The organism is Gracilimonas halophila, assembly GCF_042684365.1.
GTDB lineage: Bacteria > Bacteroidota > Rhodothermia > Balneolales > Balneolaceae > Gracilimonas > Gracilimonas halophila.
This window is the reverse complement of record NZ_JBHULI010000024.1, coordinates 390483-413665: the sequence shown is the minus strand read 5'-3', so window position 1 is coordinate 413665 and position 23183 is coordinate 390483. Positions and strand designations below refer to the sequence as shown.

The window sequence follows — 23183 nt, the reverse complement described above, 5'->3', positions numbered from 1 at the left end:
ATAGACACATGAATAATGTTAAAAGCTTCAGTTATAAAATATTTCAGATGGATATTAGGCGGGGTCCTTTTAATAGCGGGCATATTAAAATTAATAATGCCAGATAATCTTATAGAGGTACTATTGTTTTTTGATTTGTTGAACGAAGAAAATGCTTATGTATTTGTTTACATGGCTTCAATACTTGAGATTTTTCTTGCCATCAGCCTTTTCTTTCAATTTAAACCTCGGTTTACGGCTATATCAGCGAGCGTCCTTTGTACCATATTCTTACTAATAAGTTTGGTGGGGTATTTTAACAACTGGGAGATAGTATGTGGCTGTTTAGGTGAATTCACTTTTGGTAATTTTGATGAGCTTATGGTAATTAGAAATGCAGTTCTGCTCGGGATGGCAGCTTTTATTTGTGGTTCAGTTTTTAAAACTAAAGAGACTCCAGAAGGGGTAAATAAAAACAATAATAAATGGAGATAATCATGAAGCTTAAAGCATATATAACCAACATTGTGGCAATACTATCTTTAGTGATTCTTGTAAGTGGATTTCAGATTCAATTATCAGAATCGGATGATATTTCACTTGAAGGAATAGTAGGGATGGAAACAGCATACGCCGGTCCTTGTGGTGCTGCCGGATGTGATGGTGCTGATATGTATTGTACCTCTGTAACTGTAGTACATATAGGTAACTGGCAAATGAAAAAAGACTGTAAGGGTAACCCTCCAGAGGAAAAAGAACTTCCAGAACAGAAGTAAAAAAATAAATACAAAGTATAAACTGAGAACTTGGACAGGCTTAATCTACTTTAATTAAGCTTGTTCTTTTATTTTATAAGTCTTAGAAAAAGGAGGTAAATATGGAAGCAAGACATCTAGCAATAACAATATTATTTTTTGTACTAATCCTAACTACGATTATTGATGTTTCGGCTCAAGATAAACGTACTTTGGGTGATTATACATTGGAGGTTACCCAAGATATTTTACTTTCAGAGCATGAAATTTTTCGTCCGGCTTCTTCAATTGATATATCAGAAAGTGATCATAGGATTGTTTTTTTTGATCTTGCCAAATACAAAATAGTAGTATATGATTTGACGCATTCAACATTTCAATTATTTGGAAATAGAGGAAAAGGCCCACAAGAAATTGGTCAGATTTTTGATCTAAAAGTTGATGATGGCATCATTTTTTTAATAGATACAGGAAATAATAAAATAATGAAATGGAATACTGATGGAGAGTTTATTGAAGAAATGTCAGTGGGATCACGTTTTATTAGGCCGGCGCGATTAACATTATGTAAAGGTTCAAACTTGATGTATATACTTTCTTCTCAATATGGTCCAAATGGACTTATACATCAATATGCTAAAGTTGGAGATTTAATTCATTCTTTTTATGAAATTGAAGATGAACAGGAACGATGGGTATACTATACAGATGGTACATTGGCGTGCGATGAGCAAGAAAATCTATACTATGCAAAACGCTATGTAAACGAAATAAAAAAATACAATGAAAATGGAGAACTTATTTATACCCTGCCTATTTATGATTCGGAACCTAATGAAGAGGTAGTGAAAACCAATGGGAGGTATACGTCTTTAAATCCCAGTGCACTACGATATACCAGTAATATTTATTATTTAAACGGAATGTTGTATGTGAGTTACTCCGGCTTGCCAAAAAATTTTAGGTATCGTTATATAGATGTGTATATGGAAAACCAGCAGAAATATCTGCACTCTATTCAACTTCCCTTTGAATTTAAGTCATTTGTGATGACAGAAGATAAAATTGCCATCCTAAGAGAAGATGAAAATGAAGAAATGTACTTAACAATATTTAACCACGAATATAAATGAGGAAAATGATGAATAGGATTGTTTTTCCAATATAATTTTATCTACGGAATGTAATAATGTTGACTTTTCATAAAATAAAAAGACTATTACTAATATTATATTTTGCCTTTTCTACAAACCTATATAGCCAATCAATCGGAAGCTTAAGTGATTGGGAGTTTTCAGAAAGGGTGGATATAGAAAGAGTGTATCTAGATACATTAGTCAATCTAAATAGAATCAGATTGGCAGAGTACGGATTATATGAAGTATATTTTCTTGAAGTTGATAAGGAAAGAAATTTAGTGTTTTATGATACTGGAAAGTATCAGTTAATTTATCTCCCAAAAGGACAAATTGATGATTTAAGAACTATTGGGAACGGAAAAGGAAGAGGTCCTGCAGAATTTGGAAACCCTTTTGATTTAAAATTCGATAAAAAGGGGGACATATGGCTCGCTGATGTAGAGAGAATGGAGGTACAACAATGGGGACCAAAAGGTGATTTTATACAGTCTTTTCAAATTGATAAATATGCAAGACCCTCAAAATTGGCGGTCACGGATCTAGGGAACATTTACATTTTATCTGAGCAGTATACACCGGAAGGAATTATCTACAAGTATACTTCTAAAGGAGAAAAAATTATCTCATTTCAAAAACCTGAAGTTAGAGATTATAGATCAGTACTTTATTTTGAAGGTGATATGCAGGTCCTGGGAGAAGAGTTAATTATATCGGGTCGGGTTAAACCATATTTACGTAGATATACAACTAACGGACAGCTAAAGTATTCGACAGGGATAGTTGGTTTTAAGAATATAGATAATATTTTGATCCACGAAAAAAGATGGAGGAGTAGAAATAAAGAATTAATCCGTGCTACTATTGACATCGAGGTTTACGACAATATCATATATACTGGAATTTCTAATCGTATTGATAGGTGGATCCGTATAATTGATTTGTATAAACCAAATGGCGAATACAAATCTTCCATTCATTTAAAAAACCCGGCTCGTAATTTTTCAGTTTATGGAAATAAAGTTTTCACACTAGAGTATAATTATGATAATGATGAAATTTATTTGGGTGAATATGAAGTATCAAGAAAATAAAAAAACTAGTTGTGTAATATTTTTTGTTCAATAGAAAACTGAGAAGAGAGCAAATTCTATTATAGCATTTCATTATGAAAACGAGAGGCAGAAAACCTAATAGGTTTCAACTAGTACAAAAAAAGGCCTTCCCACTCTTATTAGGGTTTATCGTATTGGTGCTTTTAGTTCTAGCAAGTGTAACCAAATTTAGCATATACCGGGTACAAGGTAATTCTATGTTCGATACTATTCACCAAGGTGATATTATTTTAATTTGGAAGAAATTTAAATCTAAAAATGTTTTCAAAAGGAATGATATAGTATTGTTTTATTATGAGATAAATGACGAAGTAATTCCATATGTAAAGAGAATAACTGCTATACCCAATGATATCATAAAGATTAATTCTGATAAGCTAGTTATAGATGAACAAAGCTATCCCCATGATGGGCTATATTACTTGATTTCAGGTGATACAAAAACTAAAGGGAGGGAATATCTGACATATTTAATGGATCAATCTTTTGAATGCGTAGAGGAGCATAATTTTAAAATAAAAACTATTTCAAGTAGCACGATTTTTAGCATTCCAAATAGATGTTATTTTTTGATAGGTGACAATCCGCATGAAAGTATGGACAGTCGATTTTTTGGGTTTATTCATGAGGACCATATTGTAGGAAAAGTGATAGCTGTTTTCTAAATAATGGTCTTATTTTATTCTGAGTTTTATATACTCTGGTTACGAAGTTCCATCTTTGTAAAGCTAACGGGAACGGTTAACGCAGCAGGAGTTATAAAACCAGAATGAAACCTGCTTATTCAGATCCCGACTCCCTGGCTATTTCGGAAACATACCGCACCTACGGCGCGGGGGCATAAAGCAGGCTATGTTGTATTACAAATATCCTGCACCGATGGAGCAGGTTGAGTTTTGTCTTGGGTTCATTGTTGTGTTCGTAAGAGTGACCATGCTGTCCGGTTTATATTGGAGAAAAAGCAGGGATTGAGGTGAGAACTTCCCCAGGTCTGAGGTGTAACCTAAGCGTGTCCCGTTAGGGACAATATGTATGTAAAAGTAAACAGCACCATCAACTGCGTCCCTTAGGGACGTTATGCTGAGTTTGCTTTGGCATCCTAATCTTACTTGATAACATACCGCACCTACGGCACGGAGCAGGTTTCAGGCATGGAGTTTTTACAACCGTGTTGCTCCTATGGAGCAGGGTGAGTGATTCGGTTTTCCTGAAAATAGTTTGTAAGGAATTGCTCTGAGGTCACTCTTACTAAAAAAAAGATATGGCAAACACCTATACTCAACTTTATATTCATTTTGTTTTTGCGGTGCAAAACAGGATCAGTTTGATACAACCCGAGTGGGAGGAAGAACTATACAGATACATAACAGGTATCATACAAAACAAATCCCATAAAATGATCGCTATTAATGGTATGCCTGATCATCTCCATATGTTCATAGGATACCAGCCAAAAGGAGCAATGTCAGAGCTGATCAAAGTTGTAAAAGGAGAGTCTTCAAAATGGATAAAAGACCGGGGATTAGTACATGGCAGGTTTAAGTGGCAGGAGGGATATGGAGCATTCTCTCACAGCAGGAGTCAAATTGATCGGGTATATCATTATATCAAAAATCAAAAAGAACATCACCGAGTGAGAACGTTCAGGGATGAATAGCTCGAACTTCTGAGAAAGTTTAATGTGGATTTCGATGAAAGATATGTTTTTAAACCGGTGGAATAAGATCAGATATTATTATTCCAAAACCTGTCCCGTTAGGGACAGCATGTTAGTAAAGGATGTCAGTATAGAGGCCACGTCCCATAGGGACGTTATGTTGAGTTGGTTTCGAGCTTATAAGTTTAATCGTCAACATATCGCACCTACGGCGCGGGAGTCAGACCATAGGTGCGGTTTTACAAATATGCTGCTCCGATGGAGCAGGTTTTTTGCGCGTATTCTTTTCATACAGGTTTTATACATTGGAAGGAGGTCTTAAGAGAACTATTTCCAGCTTGCACTCGTCTCTAAGCAGGAAACCAATCACTACTAAAACCATAGTTTCCAAATCCCAATATATTTTATTATTCTGAGCTAAGTAACCTAAAATTCTCCATTTGCTGCTTAAAAAACCTATAGCGTCTGTAATTTTAGTTCTGGCGGTACTCATTTTCGGGGGTATTGCATTAGAGCGGCTCTACATCGAGCTGATGCCGGATATTGACCGGCCTACGCTGTTGGTGCGTACGGACTATTCCGGGGCACCCGCTTCCGAAGTGGAGTTCCGCATTACCGAGCAACTGGAGGGGATGCTTTCCGGGGTTCGTGGGGTGCAACAAATTGAATCCCTTTCGCGGCAGGGACAAAGCCTCATTTTCCTCACCTTCGAGTGGGGCTTCGATATGGACATTGCCTTCCTGAACGTACGGGAGAAACTGGATCAGGCTAGGTATCTGTTACCTAATCAGGCCGACCGGCCGCAGCTGGTTTATTCTTCCGCTTCGGATGAGCCGATCGCTACCATTGCTTTGCAACTTGCCAATGTATCCAATCAGGAATTTTCGAATCGACTTTCCCTTAAGCGCTGGGCCGACCAGGTGTTTACCCGCCGACTGGAACAGCAGGAGGGAATTGCCCAGGCCTTGTTAGTTGGAGAGGTGCAGCCCGAAGTACAGATCCGGTTCAACCCGCGCTTTATAGACCGATATGGATTGTCACTTTCCCAGATCCAGCAGGCGGTAAGCGATGCCAATATTTTTTCTTCCACCGGAGAACTGCGGGACGGCTGGTACCGCTACGCCTTAAAGATCGAAAGCAGGATCGAGTCGCTCGATGATCTACGTAAAACGCCCATCATTTCCCTGGCAAGTGGTCGTGTATTGCTGCTGGAAGAACTGGCGGAAGTCCGCATGGCCGAAGCCGACCCTACTTCTTTTGCGTTGCTGGATGGGGAAGAGGTGCTGAATGTACTCGTCAAAAAAGAATATGGTTCCAACACCGTGGAGGTGTTTGAAACCCTGCAAAATGTACTAACCGAAATTCGCGATCAAAACCCGGATATCCTTATCGAGGTGATACAGGAAGATGCGAGCTACATCGAGAATTCAATTTCCAACCTACTGCAAACCCTGCTGATCGGTGGTGTGCTGGCCTTCCTCGTGCTGTTCCTGTTTCTGGATGATGCGCGGAGTCCATTTACCATCGGGATCTCCATTCCGGTCAGTATCTTCCTCACCTTCGTGGTGATGTTCCTTTTCGACATTCAGCTCAATATTATTTCCCTAAGCGGTCTCACCCTCGGGATCGGTCTGCTGCTGGATAATGCCATTGTGGTACTGGAGAACATCAATCGCTACCGCCAAAAAGGACTAGACCGTTTCGAGGCTGCCCGGGAGGGAACCAAGGAGATCAGTCTGGCCGTAACGGCTTCCACCTTTACCACTATTTCGGTATTTCTCCCTCTTATTTTTCTCGGCGGATTTGAGGGTGCCTTTTTCCGTGATCTTGCCGCCACGCTTTCCTTCAGTTTGATCGCCTCACTGCTGGTGGCTCTCTTCATTCTTCCGGTCTTTGTGGCGCAGATCAGCAAGGATGCCAAGTCTAAAGGAGTACTCAGTACAGTCTCAGAAGGGTTGGATAAGGTGGTGATGGCCTATGAGCGAAACTTATCTCGCGTCATCCAAAAACCACTTCTCATTATCGTATTCGCGCTGATCTTGTTATCAGGAGCCGCCTTTGCCTTCATGACTACAGAGAAAGCCGTACTTCCTCCCGATGAACCGGCTAAAGTGGATTACCTGGTGTCCATGCCCGGAAACACCGCCCTTCGTTCTGCCAAACAGGCTTCAGCTGATATTACCGGGATCTTACAGTCGAGAACCGATCAGCCCAACATATTATCACTTGGAGGATATACGGATAACACCAATTTGAAGCCGATCACCAACGAGGGGCTCAACCGTTTTACCATTTCCATTCCCGTCTCCGGATTTGAGGAAGCCGAAGAAGTAGATCGTATTATGAACGGGATCGCTCAAAGCTATTCCAACTGGAATTTTGAGAAACTCGAGGATGATGCCGTTGGGGCTGTTGGTATTGGCCGTGATGCTCCTGTTCAGTTCAGCGTGGTGGGAACCGACCGCGAGTTCAGCGTGAGGGTGGCAGATGCCTTTAACGAATTTGTGAATCGAAATTACAGGGAGACACAGCTTGATCTAAAATACCCGCAGCGTATTCAGGCTTATCAATTGCAGTTCAAAACACAGGAGTTGCTTTCCTATGAACTGACGGAAGCTGAAGTGATCCGATACCTGGAATCATTGACCCGTGGTTCTTTCATCACCGACTGGAACCGGCAGGACGAACAGATCTCTATTCGTCTGATCGGGGAGCGGAAAACGAATCTGGACCCCCGGGAGATCACCGTGGATGTACGGGACAAGATCATCCCGCTGACGGCGGTAGCTGAGATCGCCCGCATCGATGAAGCTGAGCAGATCGAACGCATCCGGCAGTCGCCTATCCTCACCTATAACTCCGACCTTACCTTTATGGATTGGTGGTGGGACGGAGGCGAGCTTCAGCAGCTGGTGAACCGGTTCATGCAGCAAAGTGGGCATGAGATCCAGATACGAGGTTCAGCCCTGCAGGTCATTAGTTTATTGAAAGAACTCGGGTGGCTGCTGATGATCAGTGTACTGCTGATCTACCTGATCCTTGCGATCCAATATGAGAATTTGAAGTATCCGTTCATCATCATTTTAGCCATTCCGTTTGCCTGGATCGGGTCGGTGTTTGCACTGTATATCGGGGGTATCAGCTTAAACGCCCTTTCATTTATGGGGATATTGATCCTGACGGGAATCGCGGTAAATGACTCCATTCTGAAAGTAGATTTCATGCGCCGCTATTTTGATGAGACCGGAAACCTGGACGAAGCCATCAAACAGGCGGGGATCAACCGTTTCCGTCCTGTGGTAATGACAAGTATGACGACCATTCTGGCACTGATCCCGATGCTCGTTCCTTTTGGAGATGGGTACGTGTTACGCCAATCACTGGCGGTTGCGCTGATGGGAGGAATGGTGACAAGCACCTTTTTGACCTTGTATTTGATCCCATTGGTGTTTAAATGGACGAATGGGGGGGATTCAAAATGAAAAATTCAAAATTTAAAATAGATCATTGCTTCCATCTGACGGATTGCCCGTCTGATGGATTTTATAGGTTACTGAGTTTGAAATCAGCTATTGGTCAGACGGGCTTAGAGCCGTCAGACCAAGAGTTATTTTGAATTTTTAAATATTACAAAGTGATTGAGAGTTTAAATAGACCCAGTATTATGAAACGACAAATGATACCAAAACTACTTACCTGTTTACTGATCACTGTAACGCTGCTTACTGCATGTAAGAGTGAAGAACCAGACCGGGAAACGCCGGATCCGGACAGCGTGGAAATCCGGCCTGAGGTGGTATTTGATGTAGTGGACGACGAACCTCTTCAGTTCTTTATCGAAAGCCGGGGAGTGGTAGAACCGCTTCAGCGCATTCAGATCACGCCAAGGATCGGCGGGTTTGTGGAAGCGCATTCGATCGCCGAAGGTCGTTTTGTTGAAGAAGGGGATATACTGTTGAAACTTGATGACGAGGAATGGGTGAATCAAGAACGAAGTGCTTACAATGAATATCAGCAAGCCAGGAATGAGTTTGAGATCGAATCCAGGTTAAGGGAACAGAGCGGCAACGGAAGTGAAGATCAGCAAAGTTTGTTACGCATCACTACCGGGCTTGCAGAAGCCGAACTGGCGTGGGAGCGAGCCAAATTGAATGTGAGTTACGCTACACTGAAAGCACCGTTCAGCGGAAGAATCTCGGCTAAACAGGTTGTTTCCCGGGGAGCCTATGTTTCAGCCGGATCAGAATTGGGTTCCCTCATTGACGCCGCAACCGTTCACATTCGATTTGATGTACTGGAATCCGAAATTGATAATCTGGATGAAGGAATGCTGGTAGAACTGGCAGGACCGGGAGGGACAGAATATGAAGGTGAGATCATCGCTATTTCTCCGGAAGTAGATCCTGAAACCAAAACCGGTCAGGTATTGGTGGAAGTAGAGAACAACAATTACGACCTCAAAACCGGTATGACGGTTGATGGCCGGGTATTCGTCCGAAGTCAGAAGAGTAAAGTACGAATGCCTCGCGAAGCACTTTTAGAACGCGATGGCAGAACGCTCGTTTTCCGGCTGCTGAATAATGAAGAAGTGGAATGGATCTATGTGGAGCCGGTGGCTATGAATTCCGAGTGGGTACTCATCGATCATCCCGAAATTGAAACCGGTGATACGCTTGCTGTGGATCAACACTTTAGCATCAGTCACCAGCAGAAAGTGGTACCACTGTTAGTTAATTAGGAATGTTAAATGTTGAATTTTAAATGATCCGAAGCCATTTAAAATTTCCCCTATAAACAACTCATAAGTTAAATAACACCTGAAATACATCCATTGCGTCAATTGTTGAACCGAAAATATCTCATTTCCTTTTTCTACATCATCGTGTGTGTGATCGGGGTGGCGGTATGGCGCGTTTTACCGATTGAGAGTACACCGGAGCTGAATCTGCCATCAGTGACGGTGAATTATAACTGGGGAAGTACCACGCCGGAGATCATGGAGCAGGAGATCACCCGGAAAGTAGAGCGGGAAGCTAACAGGCTGCGGGATGTGACCGACATTCGCTCCATCACACAGGAAGGCCGTTCAACCGTTATCATCACCTTCAGGAAAGATGCCCCGGTCGATTACCGCGTGTTAGAGCTGCGGGAATACCTATTTTCACTGGATGAAAACCTGCCTGATAATATCTCTCCGCCTACCATTAACCGTCAGGTACCGGAGGAGCTGGATGATCAGCAGACCTTCATCGTATATACGCTGAATGGAAATATGCAGCCGCGACAACTTTTGGAATATGCCCGTGAAAATATTCGTCCCAGATTACTGGCGATCGAAGGACTCGCCGAAGTAGCCATTCGTGGCGTTCAGGACCCGGCTTTGATGATCGAGTTTGATATTGATCAGGTAGAGAAATACAACCTGTCTCCGCGGCAGATATTGATGCAGGTTCGTGAGCAATTAAGCTGGCGATCAGCCGGATTTGTGGAACAGGGAATTTCGAGATACAGCCTCATTATCCCGCCAAAATTCAACAGCATCGCAGACATAGCGGGGCTTAAGATCGAGCTTTCGAACTCAATGATACAGCTAACCCTCGATGATTTTGCAGAGATCTCCATTCAGGATTATCCCGCGAAGACGATCAAGCGCATAAATGGTGATCCGGCCCTGACCATAGAATTCGTGAAGGAATCCGGAGCAGATGCATTCACCCTGGCGGAAAATGTGCTTGCAGCGATGGAGCAGCTGGAGGCGCAGCTCCCCGAAAGTTTATCCCTGATGCTCACCGTTGATTCTACCGAAGAACTCCGCCAACAGTTTGATGACCTTCAATTGCAGGCCATTTTTAGTGGGATACTGGTATTCCTGGTCGTGATCTTATTTATCCGAAAGATTAGGGCTCCGGTCGTGATCATAGGAAGCGTGGCCTTTTCGATATTACTGAGTTTGATCGTGTTGTATTTGCTCGATTATAGCCTCAATATCATCACACTTGCCGGACTTACCGTAGCTCTCGGAATGCTGATCGATAACGCCGTGGTGGTTTTTGAGCATTTGAATCCGGGGCTTCCTCCTGAAAAAGGTAAACGGCTTACTCACATCACCAACGAAATTGGAAATGCGGTGGTCCCGGTGTTGGGAAGTACATTCACAACCGTAGGGATCTTCATTCCACTGCTTTTTGCACTTGATGAACTCCGGATCTTCCTGGTTCCATTGGCGGTGGCGTTGACGGTGACCCTGGTTTGCTCGGTGCTCATTGCCTTCACCTGGATCCCATACGCATTGGTTTGGCTGACTCCCACAGGCTCCGAAAAGAAAAAGCAGGGCAGGATGAGTCAGTTTGCGGACCGATTGCTGATGCGAAGTTTTCTACTGAAATCAAAGCTCCGTTGGGTACTGCCGGTGATCTTGATCGGAGTGATAGGGATTCCTTTGTTTGCCATTGAAGAGCCTGAGTGGGATTCAGAAGAAGGAACGATGTGGCCGGAATTTACACAGGTCTATTTTGATAACCGGGATGCTATTGACGGATGGATCGGCGGGCTCACGAAAAAATTCAGTGATGAAACTTATTTCGGAAGTCCGTGGAGCCGGAATAATGAGGAGAGCATCAATGTATATATCCGTTCACCCCAGGGAACACCGCTTTCAGAGATCGATAAGATCGTGAAGAATTACGAGACCATCGCCAAACCATATGAAGAGGCGTTCAAATATTATGAGGCGAACCTGTCAGAGTATTTTGGGGCACGCATTCGCTTTGTGGTTGATCCGGAGTATTTTACACATCCGACAATTAATCCTGTTTATTTTTACGGGGAAGCTATGTTTCTGGGTGCCCGAACAGGAAATGTAGCTACGTCGGTATCAGGTCTTAATATTCAGGGGATCAGTACCGGATTTGGAGGCAGTTATTCCAGCCAAAGCATCCGATTAAAGGGCTACTCATATGATGGATTGTTGAATTTGGCGAAGGATCTGGAACGCAGATTAAAAACGAGTCGGCGCGTGCAGGAGGTGGACATCAATTCGTCCTATTATTCCACCCGTGATGACTTTCGGCAATATAAACTCCGATTGGACGAGGAGAAGATACTAGCCAAAGATCTGGACCGGCAGGAAGTGATCTCGACCTTACTGTTGGATCTGAATCCCGAGAATACGGTGGGTCGTGTGGAATTTGGAGGACAGGAAATGTACCTGATCGGTCGTAGTGAACGAGACAAGGCATTTGAGGAAGATATGATGAACCGCACCCGAACGTTTGGAGACGTGAATTTCAATATCTCCACCATTGGGGAAATTGTTCAGGAGGGCGGGTTGAATGAAATTCGCCGGACCAATCAGTCGTATGAGCGAACCGTAAGCGTAGATTATCTTGGAAACTACCAGATGGCTCGGGATTACATTGAATCGGTGATCGAAACGACTCCCGTCCCGGTAGGAGCAAGCATAGAATATGGCCGGGGATTTTTCGGATTTGGCAATGATGATAGTTCCCGAAACTTTTTTTTCGTGGCTTTGCTCAGTTTACTCAGCGTGTGGATGATCGTCTCGGCGCTACTGGAAAGCGTCAAATTTCCCATCTTTGTGATCCTGGCCGTTCCATACAGCCTGATCGGGATCATGCTGGGGACTATAGCCAACGACCTCGCCTTTGATCGCGGAGCAATTGCAGGGTCATTGTTGTGTATCGGGGTAGTGGTGAATAATGCCATCCTCATCTATCACCAAAAACAGCTGGAGCATGAAAACGGAATCTTTGGGTTACGCTGCTGGATGAAAGTCTATAAAAAACGAATTCGGGCTATTCTCATTACGACCGTTACCACCATCACCGGACTGTTGCCTATGATGATCTTTGGCAATAACGAATTCTGGGAGAATTTAGCGATCGTGGTTATCTGGGGACTTTCGGTGAGTACGATCCTTTTGTTGATAATGACGGGTTTGCGGGTTAGGAGTGACGGGGGGAAAGTTGAAAGTTGATAGGTTGATGGAGGTTCAGTTTAGTCTCGTTCAGGAAAGAATATTTTAATTGAAATTAAATCATAATCGAAAGAATCAGAAAATGAATACTAGAACTAATCGTGGATTGATCAGTGTTTTAATGGTTGCACTAATATTGACAGGCTTTGGATGCGGCAGTAGTGGAGAAGATTCCTCAGCCATTAGAAAAGAAAATGGAGTTATTTACAATCCTGACAAAGGGTTACTGCAGGATGAGGCCCCACCGGTAGATTTTGAGCTGGTAGAAACCATCGATCTCTCCGGGATTGAAGAACCGGTGATCAGCAGTATTGCATATCTGAAGATCGACGAGCAGGGTAATTTTTACTTTATAGATCGCAGGATCAATAAGCTCATATCGCTGGATCCAGATGGAAATTTACGCTGGGCTACCGGAGAAGAGGGTAAAGGTCCGGGTGATTTCGAAAATCCGTTTGGGATGAGCATTTACAATGATAAGATCTACGTTGCGAATGTGCAGGGTTCACGTCTCGATGAATTTGATATGGCCGGGAATTTCATCAAGACCTATGATCTGCCAAAAGATATCCGTTTTGCGAGTTTGGTTGATATCCGGGATGATGGGTTAATATTAATGAGTGGAGCCAATTTCGGAACAGTGGGATCACTTGTTTATACCATGGAATTAGGTGACAGCCTGAGGATTCGACAAAATATCAACATCATAGAAACTGAGGATGACGAATACAGCAGGGCCACTATGAGGGGAGGAATAGAGATGAGAGAAAATGTATTTATTTACTCGTTCAGTACAGAATACAGGCAACAGTTTTATGATTACGAAGGGAATTTAATGACGGAAGTACGGAGAGATTTTTCCGGAACCTTAGGCCCGGGAATCTATGCCGATGGCGGTAGTGTAAGTTTGTATAGTTTAGGAAATGTAAGCTCTCCTGTATTTATGGATAATGGAAATTACCTGGTGCGGGTCAACTATCCCACTAATATCGATGACCCACATGCCTATGCACGCCGCGCTTCGACCGGAGAAACCGAATCTCCTATTTATGCACGGATAATGGATGTCTTTAATGCCGAACACGAATTACTCTACACCTTTGATGATTTGGAATACGTGGAAGAGCTGGGTAGTTTAGGGATAAGAGACCAAGAGGGTTTTTATTACTCCGTTTTCAGTAACGATCTGCTTATCAAGAAGTATAAGCTGAATATGAACTAAGAGGCGCTTACGGAGTTGCACATTGGGACAACATGTTTGAAAAATGTCGGTCCAAGGATCTTTTCAGTATTGAGCGGAGCGGAGACTGGAAAGTTTCGGCAAAGGAAGTCTCCGACTTCCAATAAGGGCAACTCATTCTATTTAAATCAAAACTGGGTTGCCATGGTGCAAGTCAGAGACTTGCTGTGCAAAGACTCTTAAGTCAGCGCTCGTTGAACATTTATTGTTTGTAAATTTTATTTGAGCTCGTTTTAAGACTTAAGAGATCTGGGGAGCGTTATGTTGAGTTGGATTTCGGTATCCTGATCCACCCCATAACATACTGCACCTATGGTGCAGGAGGCTTTCCGGGGGCATGGTGTTACAACCATACTGCTCCATTGGAGCAGGATTGGACGAGTAGACAAATCGTGCATCGGTTCATCGGATTTCATGTCGCTTGTGTTTAGCGATTATCGAATAAAGAACCTACAAACACTACCCAAACTTTTTAACTAACTCCCAGCGCTTAACTTTGCCGGTATCAGTTTTTGGGAAGTCCTTGACGATCTTGAGTTCTTTGGGAAGTTTGAAGTCGGTGAGGGCATCTTTGAGCTGCTCCCTGATCTCATCTAACTGAGGTGTTTTCCCGTTTTTCAGGGTGACTACCGCTGTTACTTTTTGTCCCCATTCCTCATCCGGCACGCCAATGACTACCGCTTCTTTTATAGTTGGTAGTTTCAGCATGGCTTCTTCCACTTCATTGGGGTTCACGTTCTCGCCACCGGTAATGATGAGGTCATTTCTTCGGGATTCTATAAAAATATGACCGAAGCCATTCATGTGGCCATAATCCCCGGTATTGAACCATCCGTCTTTGTCGAACCGACGATCATTTTCATCTTCGCTATAATAGCCATCAAAAACCTGGGGACCTTTCAACCAAAGTGCTCCGGACTGATTTTTACCCAATACCCTTCCGTTTTCATCCCGGATCTGAATTTCATTGGGAGGGAATGGCTTTCCTACACTTTTAAGCGGAGTGTACATTCCGGAAGGAGCCAGAAGGGGATTGGCGATGATCTGTGCACAGGTTTCTGTCATGCCATAACTGGAGATGATAGGGATACCGCGCTCCGCTGATTTTCGCAGAAGGTTTTCAGTTACGGGGCCACCTCCCAGCAAAATAGATTTAAAATCACGATGCGTTTTAAAAAGAGGGTCGTCCAGTAAACGCTTCAACATGGTAGGAACCAGGGAAGCGGCCTGAAAACGCTGATTTTCACCTAAAAACTCCTTTACCATCTCCTCATGAAATTCCCCCAGCCTGTAAATAGCCGATTCATAGATCACCGACCTAAGGATGATCGAAATGCCGCCGATGTGATTCAGTGGAAGGCACAGAAGCCAAAAGTGATTGGGATCAGGTTTGAAATTCTGAGCGGAAGCTGAGGACGCACTAAGTATCTGCCGCCTTTTAAGAGGTACGATCTTGGGCTTGCCGGAAGTTCCTGAGGTAAAAAAGTACCCGAAGATCTGTTCTTTGTCTATGGTATCAGGATCGGGAAGCTCCATGTCTCTGATATCGTGCGTAAATGAATTGAGAAAAAAGTTCTCATCCATCTTGATCACATTTTCGTCTCCCAATCGTCCCCTGTTATTACCGTCACAAAAAATAAGTACCGGTTTCAGTGCATCAAGGTAGTTCTTGAGTTCTTCATTCTTCACATTGGGATTTATGGGAATAAAGGGGATGCCCAGTTTCCAGCATGCTGCAATGCAGAATATGAGCACATCACTCGACTCGGATAGAAAGGCAACGGGCCATTTGAGGGAGTCTGCTTTCTTTTCAACCAGATCTTTAAAAAAGGCCGTGAACCGATCAAGGTCGCTATAGGTATACATACCATGCTGAGAAGACAAGAACACATGCGGTGTATCGCCTTTCTTAAACTCAAACCTATGTAAGCGTGATTTGAACATATACCTTTTTATAACTCCTTTAGTCCTTCGTAATGTAATGAAATTCCCAGTCCAATTTTATACGGAAACTTAATGACGGGTAAGTTAAGCCATTTTTCTGATGCTACATCATGCTTCAGAAAAGAACCGGTAGCCAACCCCTGAGCCCGTTCGTATCTTCCCAAACCGGCTGAAATGGCCGCTATTGCTGCACGGCCAATGGCTGTTTCCAGTGATGTCGTAAAAACGGTCTCAATAGAATGAGTATCAGCGAGCTCTTTTGTTACGAAAATATCATTGAAAGTACCCATCAGCATCGGTTTGAAAATAAGTAGATCGGCCGCGTGAGTTTCTGTTAACTCTGAAATTATTGTTTTGTTCCGGGCAGATTCATCCGCTGCAATTTTTATCGGCGAAGCCTCCGTTACTTTCTTCAAACCGGCTATATTTTCTTTATGAACCGGCTGTTCGCAATATTCGATATCGAGTTCTTCTATACAGGTTAAATGTGTGATAGCTTCATCTACAGTCCAGGCCTGATTCGCATCGATCCTGATCTTTATATCGGGATATTTTTCCCTAAGTGAACTGAGAACAGATAGCTCGTTATTGAAATCACTTCCAACTTTTACTTTCAATGTTGTGAAGCCTTCGGAGGTCAAGGTATCAGCTTTAGATAGAGTGGCCGATGTATTACTGAGTGGCAAAGTTCCGTTCGATTGAATAGATGAATGAAAACCCGGAAACAGATATTGAACCAAAGGCTTATTAGAACGCTTGGCAGCAAGATCATATAGCAAGGTGTCTATACCAAAGCTCAAGGATGGAAACCGGTGTATCTGATCCAGTAACCGCAGAGTTTCCTGACCGCTTCCATCAATTATTGCTTCTTCCAGGTGAGCTTTATTCAGGAGAAGCACTTCTTTCACTTCCTCAAAACTTTCCTCTGAGAAACCGGGGAGAGGTGCGACTTCTCCATAAGCTTCGATACCGGAATCCTTATCCCGATATACCAGGATAATTCCCTCACGATGAGTGATCACATTCCCCGCTGAGCCGAAAGCAGATCTGAAAGGAATGTGATATGTGTAGAGCTTAAGCATCAGTTCAATATAATACCGATCGAGAATAAGATTCCGTAAATAACCATGAACTGAGCCGTTCTTTCCAGCATTGGATTGAGTTGAACTTTGTCTTCTTCCATCCAGACCCTGTACACATAATAGCCAGCAAGGGGACCTGCAGCAAATGGAAGTAATATCCAAAAGTTGTACTCAAGTTGAACTAAAAAATGGGGAGGGATGGCGTAAGCAAGCAGAACCATCAAGGTGTATTCCAGTTTCAGAGCACGTTCCCCAAATAGAACACCAAGGGTTTTCTTTCCTGATTTTTTGTCCTGTTCCACATCCCGCAAGTTATTCACCACTAAGATGTTCACGCACAAAGCCCCGACGGCAAGGGACGCCCAAAAAGAAGCTTCGGACCATTCAAGAGCATTTACGTAATAGGTGGTCATTACAGCTATGGTTCCAAAAAAGATGAATACAAATACATCTCCGAGCCCATTATAACCAAGAGGGAAAGGGCCGCCAGTGTAGAGAATACCGAAGAGAAGGGAAAGAAGTCCGATGATGAGTATCACCCATCCGGCAGACCAAACAAGGTACAGGCCTAAGAAGAAGGCGCCCCCCATCGTAAGGATGGTTGCATTAAGCATTTGTTTTGGGGTGGTGAGTCCGGCTGCAGTAGCTCTGCGAAATCCAATGCGTTCGTCAGTGTCTGAACCTTTGACGAAATCGAAATAATCGTTGGCGAAATTAGTTCCGATCTGAATGAGCATGGCACAGATCAGGGCAACGGTGGTATTGGTCCAGTTAAGTAATTCCGATTGGAAGGCCAGCGAGGCTCCAACAAATACAGGTGTTATAGCTGCAGCTAAAGTCTGTGGTCGCGCAGCTTCGATCCAGATGCTCAATTTTGATGTGTTCAACGAGAATTAATTTTGTGTATAAGTGTGGATAATTTTTAGACCGAAGATACTGTTTTTGAATGTGGCTTAAAAAGTGAAGTAAGGAACCAATCACAAAAAAATAAATTAAGCTTTAACCGCTCTGAAAGCGCTTTTGCTAAAACTAATTAAGGAAACGGAATATTAAACCTTCTAAAATTAATTGTTGAAAAAATTTTGATTAAATAATTTGAGTAAAACAAAAATTTAACTTTATCTTTGGTCGTCATTTTAATTAATAACTAAACTTTTTTAAAAAACATGGCCAAAGCGATTCAACGATATGATAATTTAGCTGCTGCCCGAAACTTCCGTCCGGGTAAAACAGAAAAATCTACGATGGATATCCCGGAGATCTTCGGGCAAAATACTTTGACACTTGACAAGTTAGAGGAACGACTTCCTAAATCTGCATGGAAAGATCTTCAAAGAACCATTGATGAAGGCCAAACACTGAATATTGATGTAGCAGACGCCGTAGCTTTGGCAATGAAGGATTGGGCTACCGAAAAGGGAGCCACACACTATACCCACTGGTTCCAGCCTCTTACAGGATCAACTGCTGAGAAGCACGACAGTTTCATTACACCGAATCAAGGTGGCGGTGCGATGGCAGTATTTTCAGGTAAGGACCTGATCCAGGGGGAGCCGGATGCTTCGAGTTTTCCAAGTGGGGGATTGAGACCTACTTTTGAAGCACGCGGTTACACGGCCTGGGATCCCACATCTCCGGCCTTTATTGTGGAGAATCAGAAAGGAACTTATCTCTGTATCCCTACAGCTTTTGCTTCCTGGAAAGGAGAAGCGCTGGATCATAAAACACCGTTGCTTCGTTCTAATGATGCACTGAATAAAGCATCTAAAGAAGCATTAAAACTTTTTGGTGTAGAATCGAAAAGAGTAGGTTCTACTGTAGGATGTGAACAGGAATACTTCCTTATTGATCAGGAATTTGTGTATCGTCGTCCCGATATTTTGACATCCGGGAGAACTTTGGTCGGTGCAAAACCTCCACGCGGACAAGAGCTTGATGATCACTATTTCGGCTCCATCCCTGAGCGGGTACTGTCATTCATGCTGGATGCTGAAAAGGAATTATACAAGCTTGGAGTTCCTGTAAAGACCCGTCACAATGAAGTTGCTCCAAGTCAGTACGAGTTGGCTCCGATCTTTGAATTAGCGAATGTTGCAGCAGATCACCAGCAGCTGACAATGATGATCCTAAAAAAGATCGCTAAAAAGTACGGCCTTGAATGCCTGATGCATGAGAAACCATTTGATGGATTGAATGGAAGCGGTAAACACCTGAACTGGTCACTTTCTACCGCTGAAGGAGATAATTTACTGGAACCGGGTGAAAGTCCGCACGAGAATATGAAGTTCTTGTTTTTCTTTACAGCTGTGTTGCTGGGTGTATATCGCCATCAGGATCTGCTAAGAATTTCCGTAGCGCATGCGGGGAATGATCACCGGCTGGGAGCCAATGAAGCACCTCCGGCTATCATCTCTTCTTTCATTGGTGAGCAGCTTGCGGATATCGTGGAGCAGCTGATCAATGGCGGTGCAAAAAGTTCAAAACAGGGAGGATTACTAGGACTTGGAACACCGGTACTTCCTGATCTTCCTAAACATGCAGGAGATCGAAACAGAACATCACCTTTTGCATTTACAGGTAATAAATTTGAATTCCGTGCATTGGGTTCTAATCAATCTCCATCATTCCCGATTGTTGTGTTGAATACTGTTATTGCGGAAGCGATCGAAGACATGACGGAAGACCTTAAGAAAGCGAAGAAAGGAGATTCCATTGAGAAGGCATTGGCAAGTGTACTTCGTGCTCGTTTGAATGAATGTAAGCCCGTGATATTTAACGGTGACGGTTATTCTGATGACTGGCAAAAAGAGGCGAAGAAACGTGGGTTGCTGAATCTTAAAACCACTCCTGATGCGATACCTTACCTCACCAAAAAAGAGAATGTGAAGTTGTTCAAGAAGTATAAAGTACTGAACGAGAAGGAAGTACATTCCCGAAAGGAGATCTGGACCGATCAGTATATCACCACCCGAACTATTGAGGTGGATACCATTGAGTCTATAGCCAAGACCATGATATATCCTGCTACGGTAAGGTATATTGGCGAATTGGCTAAAGCTGTAGAGAAAGCTGATGCACTTGGACTTGATAATTCCGGTTCAAAAACCATGCTTACCAAGGTAAATAATGAACTGAATAAATTAGGTGCAGCATTGGATACTTTAGCAGACGTCCAGGCTAAAATGAAGTATAAAGACAGTTCCGAGCACGCGGTAAAAGTGGAATCAGAAGTACTTCCTGTAATGAAAGATATTCGCGATTCCATTGACTTTCTGGAGCGCTATGTTGCAGATGACTACTGGCCACTGCCGGTTTATCGTGAGATGTTATTCATTAAATAAGACCAACAGCGGTCCTTTATTTACAAACCCTGTTTCCAAAAGGAGACAGGGTTTTTTACTTTCATGCTAAAAATGAAAGAAATTAGCTAGAGCGATTTTGAGCAGGTTGAGTTTAGAGCGGGAACAGTTATAAAAGCAGAGGTATTTCCGGAGGCACGTAAACCGGCCTATAAACTAACTATCGATTTTGGAGAGGAGATAGGTATCAAAAAATCATCTGCACAGATCACTGAGTTATACCAACCGGATGAGCTGGAAGGTAAACAAGTGATAGCGGTTGTAAATTTTCCGCCAAAACAGATCGGGCCATTTATGTCAGAATGTTTGGTTACGGGATTTCCCGATGCACAAGAAAGAGTGGTTCTGGCCGTTCCTGAAAAGCCTGTAAAAAACGGGATGAAACTATTTTGAAATTCAAAGGTTTCATAACTTGTTATTTATTGATCAATCAAATAATACTAATCAATCTATGAAGATTATTTTAAGCCTGATGCTGACGCTGTTCATTGTTGAAATTGTGGATGCACAGGAAATATCCTACCCTGAAAAATTATCTTCTTTTGAGCTTACCATTGAAGGGATCTCTGAGGAAAAAGGGGAGATACGAATTGCCGTTTTTAATTCTGAGGAATCCTATAATGAAAAGGAAGACCCTATCCATGCTATTGTGCTCCCTGTTGAAGGCGGAACCTTGATCTGGGATGAGGAAAAACTGCCGTACGGTGAGTATGCTATTGCCGTGTATCATGATAAAAATACGAATGGTGAGTTGGATTCAAACATACTTGGTATTCCCAAAGAGGCTTATGGCTTTTCTAACAACGCGCGTGGACGATTTGGCCCAGCTTCATGGAAAGATGCTCATTTTACTATTTCTTCCGGCTCGCATTCGATGAGTATACAAGTCAAATAAAATTAATTTTTTACGGCTTTCGTAATGGGGAACTAAAGTTGTAAGATTCGATGTGTTTTCCCATATTCACCATCATTTCTAACTAATGGAGAACCATTATGGATCATATACAAGGGGAAACAGCACCGGTAATGAGTCTTAAAGACTGGGTTATTTCGGTACTAATTTCATTTATACCAATAGTAGGTTTTATCATGTTGTTGGTCTGGGCATTCAGTGACAGCGCTAATCCAAATAAAAAGAACTGGGCGAAAGCTACGCTGATAATATTTGCTGCATTTTTTGTGCTTTATCTCATTTTCGCATTTTTATTTATGGGTGCGATCATGTCGTCAGCCGGACTTGAATCGATGGGATAGAAATCTATTAATGTCATTTTGAAAGGCTGCGGTATCCTATACTGCGGCCTTTTTTGTAGGTGAAACCAGAGGGTAGAAAAGGCGTACATAGGTCGGAACGCAAAAAAAAGAATGTATGCAACAGATATTTCAATCAGTATCCATCGCCCTGCAAAATATTAAAGCTAACCCACTTCACACTTTTTTATCAACCTTGGGAATCATTATTGGAGTCGCTTCATTGGTTGCCATTTTAGCTTTGGGAGATGGTTTGGAACAAACCGGAAGGGAGCAGATCGAGTCGACCACTTCCATACAAATGATGACCCTCACACCAAAAACCATAGATTTGGTTGACGGTGTTCGTGTTCCCAGAGATACAGTGTATCAACTTGGACTAAAAGAAGCCAGGATGGTTGAAGAAGAGCTCAATCAATGGGGATATACAGATCTTATTGCTCAGAGTTCGAAGATGGCAACCTATAAAGACTCTTCTATAGCGATCTATATACAGGCAACCCTGGATAATATACCGCACTTTACAGAAGCAGAAATAATAGGCCGATACTATGACAGAGAAGACATAGAAAATACCGCTGATAAAACGGTTCTTACTATACCGCTCGCAAGAAAGTGGTCTGAAGATCCCGAAGAATTGATAGGTGAGTCCATTTCTTTTGAGGGTACTTCGTATGAGGTTATTGGAATTCTACAAGATGAATCCCAGGGAGCACAAGCTTTAATTCCATTGAGTACCTATCAAAAAAATCTAAAGAATAGTAATACACCTAATATGATTTTCAAAAGCAGGAAAGTAGAGGATATTCCATCGATGAAAAGCTCGCTAGAAAATTGGCTTGATGAAAACTATGAGGATGGAAAAGAGGCTTTTTCAATATTTACCTATGAGGGAAGGGTAAAGCAGTTAAGCCAGGGAATTCTTGTTTTTAAGCTTGTTATGGGAGCAATTACGGGAATTTCAGTATTGGTAGGAGGAATTGGTATTATGAATGTCTTACTGATCTCGGTAACAGAGCGGACCAAGGAAATTGGCATACGGAAAGCCGCCGGTGCCCGTAAAAAAGATATCGTACTGCAGTTTATTTCTGAGTCTGTGACCATATCAATGGTGGGGTGTATAATTGGCTGGGCAGTGGGGGTGATAGGCGTATTTGGTTTAGTAGAGATCATAAACCGCTTTACAGATTTTGGCTTTCAGGCAGCCCTGAGTCTTGGAACTGTATTCGTGGTTTTGATTGTGGCTGTTCTGGTTGGGATGTTATTTGGAACCTATCCTGCCTGGAAAGCGGCAAATTTGACTCCGGTAGATGCTATCCGGCATGAGTAATATTAAAGCACATCCTGGAACTCAGGATTTTTATGAATAATAGCTTTTGCAAAAGGACAAAGCGGCATGATCTTCAGATCATTTTCCCTTGCAAATTCAACTCCTTTTTTGACCAATTGTTTACCATAACCTTTACCGCGTCCTGCATCAGAAACCTCAGTATGGTCAATGATGATCTTTGTTTCCCCGGCTTTGGAATAAGTCATTTCTGCGATGCGCTTACCATCTTTCTCGATGAAAAATTCCCCTTTACTTTCAGTAGATCGGTGTTGGATTTCCATAATCTATTTCTTAAAAATCTGTTTGGGTTTAATGAGTTTTAAAAGCCACCTTTTGTCG

At 42.7% G+C, this 23183-nt stretch carries 17 protein-coding genes and 2 pseudogenes; 15 read left to right on the top strand and 4 right to left on the bottom strand.

The genetic code is table 11. The annotated features are described in order from the left end of the window. The first annotated feature begins 15 nt into the window (after positions 1 to 15). From ACFSVN_RS08275 to ACFSVN_RS08230, 10 genes and pseudogenes are all read left to right on the top strand, one after another. Positions 16 to 474 carry a MauE/DoxX family redox-associated membrane protein gene (locus ACFSVN_RS08275; protein WP_390300906.1) on the top strand — a complete coding sequence of 153 codons (459 nt, stop codon included), beginning with the start codon at positions 16 to 18 and terminating at the stop codon, positions 472 to 474. Further along, positions 465 to 755, top strand: a complete 291-nt coding sequence (locus tag ACFSVN_RS08270) for a hypothetical protein (RefSeq protein ID WP_390300904.1) — start codon at positions 465 to 467, stop codon at positions 753 to 755. Before ACFSVN_RS08275 ends, ACFSVN_RS08270 begins: the two co-directional genes overlap by 10 nt. A 101-nt stretch (positions 756 to 856) precedes the next feature. Beyond that, on the top strand, positions 857 to 1867 hold the full coding sequence (locus tag ACFSVN_RS08265) for an NHL repeat-containing protein (protein ID WP_390300902.1): 1011 nt from the start codon (positions 857 to 859) through the stop codon (positions 1865 to 1867). Positions 1868 to 2037: 170 nt separating this feature from the next. Next, the gene (locus tag ACFSVN_RS08260) at positions 2038 to 2964 is read left to right on the top strand and encodes an NHL repeat-containing protein (protein WP_390300900.1); all 927 of its coding nucleotides are present in this window, start codon (positions 2038 to 2040) and stop codon (positions 2962 to 2964) included. A gap of 74 nt (positions 2965 to 3038) precedes the next feature. Next, positions 3039 to 3650, top strand: a complete 612-nt coding sequence (gene lepB / locus ACFSVN_RS08255; protein ID WP_390300898.1) for a signal peptidase I — start codon at positions 3039 to 3041, stop codon at positions 3648 to 3650. Between the two features lie 596 nt (positions 3651 to 4246). Then, positions 4247 to 4639, top strand: a pseudogene (gene tnpA, locus ACFSVN_RS08250) (IS200/IS605 family transposase); the annotation flags it as partial. 443 nt (positions 4640 to 5082) lie between these two features. Continuing rightward, the gene (locus ACFSVN_RS08245; RefSeq protein ID WP_390300894.1) at positions 5083 to 8124 is read left to right on the top strand and encodes an efflux RND transporter permease subunit; all 3042 of its coding nucleotides are present in this window, start codon (positions 5083 to 5085) and stop codon (positions 8122 to 8124) included. 182 nt (positions 8125 to 8306) lie between these two features. Next, entirely contained in the window at positions 8307 to 9380 is a 1074-nt protein-coding gene (locus ACFSVN_RS08240; protein ID WP_390300892.1) for an efflux RND transporter periplasmic adaptor subunit, read from the top strand. A gap of 93 nt (positions 9381 to 9473) precedes the next feature. Continuing rightward, positions 9474 to 12638, top strand: a complete 3165-nt coding sequence (locus tag ACFSVN_RS08235; RefSeq protein WP_390300890.1) for an efflux RND transporter permease subunit — start codon at positions 9474 to 9476, stop codon at positions 12636 to 12638. 82 nt (positions 12639 to 12720) lie between these two features. Beyond that, positions 12721 to 13860, top strand: a complete 1140-nt coding sequence (locus tag ACFSVN_RS08230) for a 6-bladed beta-propeller (protein ID WP_390300888.1) — start codon at positions 12721 to 12723, stop codon at positions 13858 to 13860. 477 nt (positions 13861 to 14337) lie between these two features. Here ACFSVN_RS08230 and ACFSVN_RS08225 read toward each other — a convergent pair whose 3' ends face one another. The 3 genes from ACFSVN_RS08225 to ACFSVN_RS08215 are packed head-to-tail and all read right to left on the bottom strand — an operon-like array spanning position 14338 to position 17776. Then, the gene (locus ACFSVN_RS08225) at positions 14338 to 15822 is read right to left on the bottom strand and encodes a class I adenylate-forming enzyme family protein (protein ID WP_390300886.1); all 1485 of its coding nucleotides are present in this window, start codon (positions 15820 to 15822) and stop codon (positions 14338 to 14340) included. An 8-nt stretch (positions 15823 to 15830) separates the two neighbouring features. Beyond that, positions 15831 to 16904, bottom strand: a complete 1074-nt coding sequence (gene menC / locus ACFSVN_RS08220) for an o-succinylbenzoate synthase (protein ID WP_390300884.1) — start codon at positions 16902 to 16904, stop codon at positions 15831 to 15833. Next, positions 16904 to 17776, bottom strand: a complete 873-nt coding sequence (locus ACFSVN_RS08215) for a 1,4-dihydroxy-2-naphthoate polyprenyltransferase (RefSeq protein WP_390300882.1) — start codon at positions 17774 to 17776, stop codon at positions 16904 to 16906. Before ACFSVN_RS08215 ends, menC begins: the two co-directional genes overlap by 1 nt. Before the next feature lie 294 nt (positions 17777 to 18070). Here ACFSVN_RS08215 and ACFSVN_RS08210 point away from each other — a divergent pair, with 294 nt between their 5' ends. The 5 genes and pseudogenes from ACFSVN_RS08210 (at position 18071) to ACFSVN_RS08190 (ending at position 22844) form a co-directional block, all read left to right on the top strand. Beyond that, complete coding sequence (locus ACFSVN_RS08210) at positions 18071 to 20245, top strand: glutamine synthetase III family protein (protein ID WP_390300880.1); 2175 nt, start codon at positions 18071 to 18073, stop codon at positions 20243 to 20245. Positions 20246 to 20335: 90 nt separating this feature from the next. Beyond that, a pseudogene (locus tag ACFSVN_RS08205) lies at positions 20336 to 20656 on the top strand (tRNA-binding protein); the annotation flags it as partial. Between the two features lie 58 nt (positions 20657 to 20714). Continuing rightward, on the top strand, positions 20715 to 21158 hold the full coding sequence (locus ACFSVN_RS08200) for a DUF2141 domain-containing protein (RefSeq protein ID WP_390300878.1): 444 nt from the start codon (positions 20715 to 20717) through the stop codon (positions 21156 to 21158). Between the two features lie 98 nt (positions 21159 to 21256). After that, positions 21257 to 21517, top strand: a complete 261-nt coding sequence (locus ACFSVN_RS08195; RefSeq protein ID WP_390300876.1) for a hypothetical protein — start codon at positions 21257 to 21259, stop codon at positions 21515 to 21517. A gap of 115 nt (positions 21518 to 21632) precedes the next feature. Beyond that, a complete protein-coding gene (locus tag ACFSVN_RS08190) occupies positions 21633 to 22844 on the top strand; it encodes an ABC transporter permease (RefSeq protein WP_390300874.1) in 1212 nt (403 codons plus the stop codon). Between the two features lie 2 nt (positions 22845 to 22846). Here ACFSVN_RS08190 and ACFSVN_RS08185 read toward each other — a convergent pair whose 3' ends face one another. Next, positions 22847 to 23125 (bottom strand): GNAT family N-acetyltransferase, encoded by a 279-nt coding sequence (locus tag ACFSVN_RS08185; protein ID WP_390300872.1) that lies wholly within the window; start codon positions 23123 to 23125, stop codon positions 22847 to 22849. Positions 23126 to 23183: the final 58 nt, after the last annotated feature.

Bases quoted from the DNA above. Each gene is read 5' to 3' on its own strand.
- ACFSVN_RS08275 (WP_390300906.1), top strand. From the start codon at position 16: ATGTTAAAAGCTTCAGTTATAAAATATTTCAGATGGATATTAGGCGGG.
- ACFSVN_RS08270 (WP_390300904.1), top strand. From the start codon at position 465: ATGGAGATAATCATGAAGCTTAAAGCATATATAACCAACATTGTGGCA.
- ACFSVN_RS08265 (WP_390300902.1), top strand. From the start codon at position 857: ATGGAAGCAAGACATCTAGCAATAACAATATTATTTTTTGTACTAATC.
- lepB (WP_390300898.1), top strand. From the start codon at position 3,039: ATGAAAACGAGAGGCAGAAAACCTAATAGGTTTCAACTAGTACAAAAA.
- ACFSVN_RS08240 (WP_390300892.1), top strand. From the start codon at position 8,307: ATGAAACGACAAATGATACCAAAACTACTTACCTGTTTACTGATCACT.
- ACFSVN_RS08230 (WP_390300888.1), top strand. From the start codon at position 12,721: ATGAATACTAGAACTAATCGTGGATTGATCAGTGTTTTAATGGTTGCA.
- ACFSVN_RS08225 (WP_390300886.1), bottom strand. From the start codon at position 15,822: ATGTTCAAATCACGCTTACATAGGTTTGAGTTTAAGAAAGGCGATACA.
- menC (WP_390300884.1), bottom strand. From the start codon at position 16,904: ATGCTTAAGCTCTACACATATCACATTCCTTTCAGATCTGCTTTCGGC.
- ACFSVN_RS08210 (WP_390300880.1), top strand. From the start codon at position 18,071: ATGGCCAAAGCGATTCAACGATATGATAATTTAGCTGCTGCCCGAAAC.
- ACFSVN_RS08200 (WP_390300878.1), top strand. From the start codon at position 20,715: ATGAAGATTATTTTAAGCCTGATGCTGACGCTGTTCATTGTTGAAATT.
- ACFSVN_RS08195 (WP_390300876.1), top strand. From the start codon at position 21,257: ATGGATCATATACAAGGGGAAACAGCACCGGTAATGAGTCTTAAAGAC.
- ACFSVN_RS08190 (WP_390300874.1), top strand. From the start codon at position 21,633: ATGCAACAGATATTTCAATCAGTATCCATCGCCCTGCAAAATATTAAA.
- ACFSVN_RS08185 (WP_390300872.1), bottom strand. From the start codon at position 23,125: ATGGAAATCCAACACCGATCTACTGAAAGTAAAGGGGAATTTTTCATC.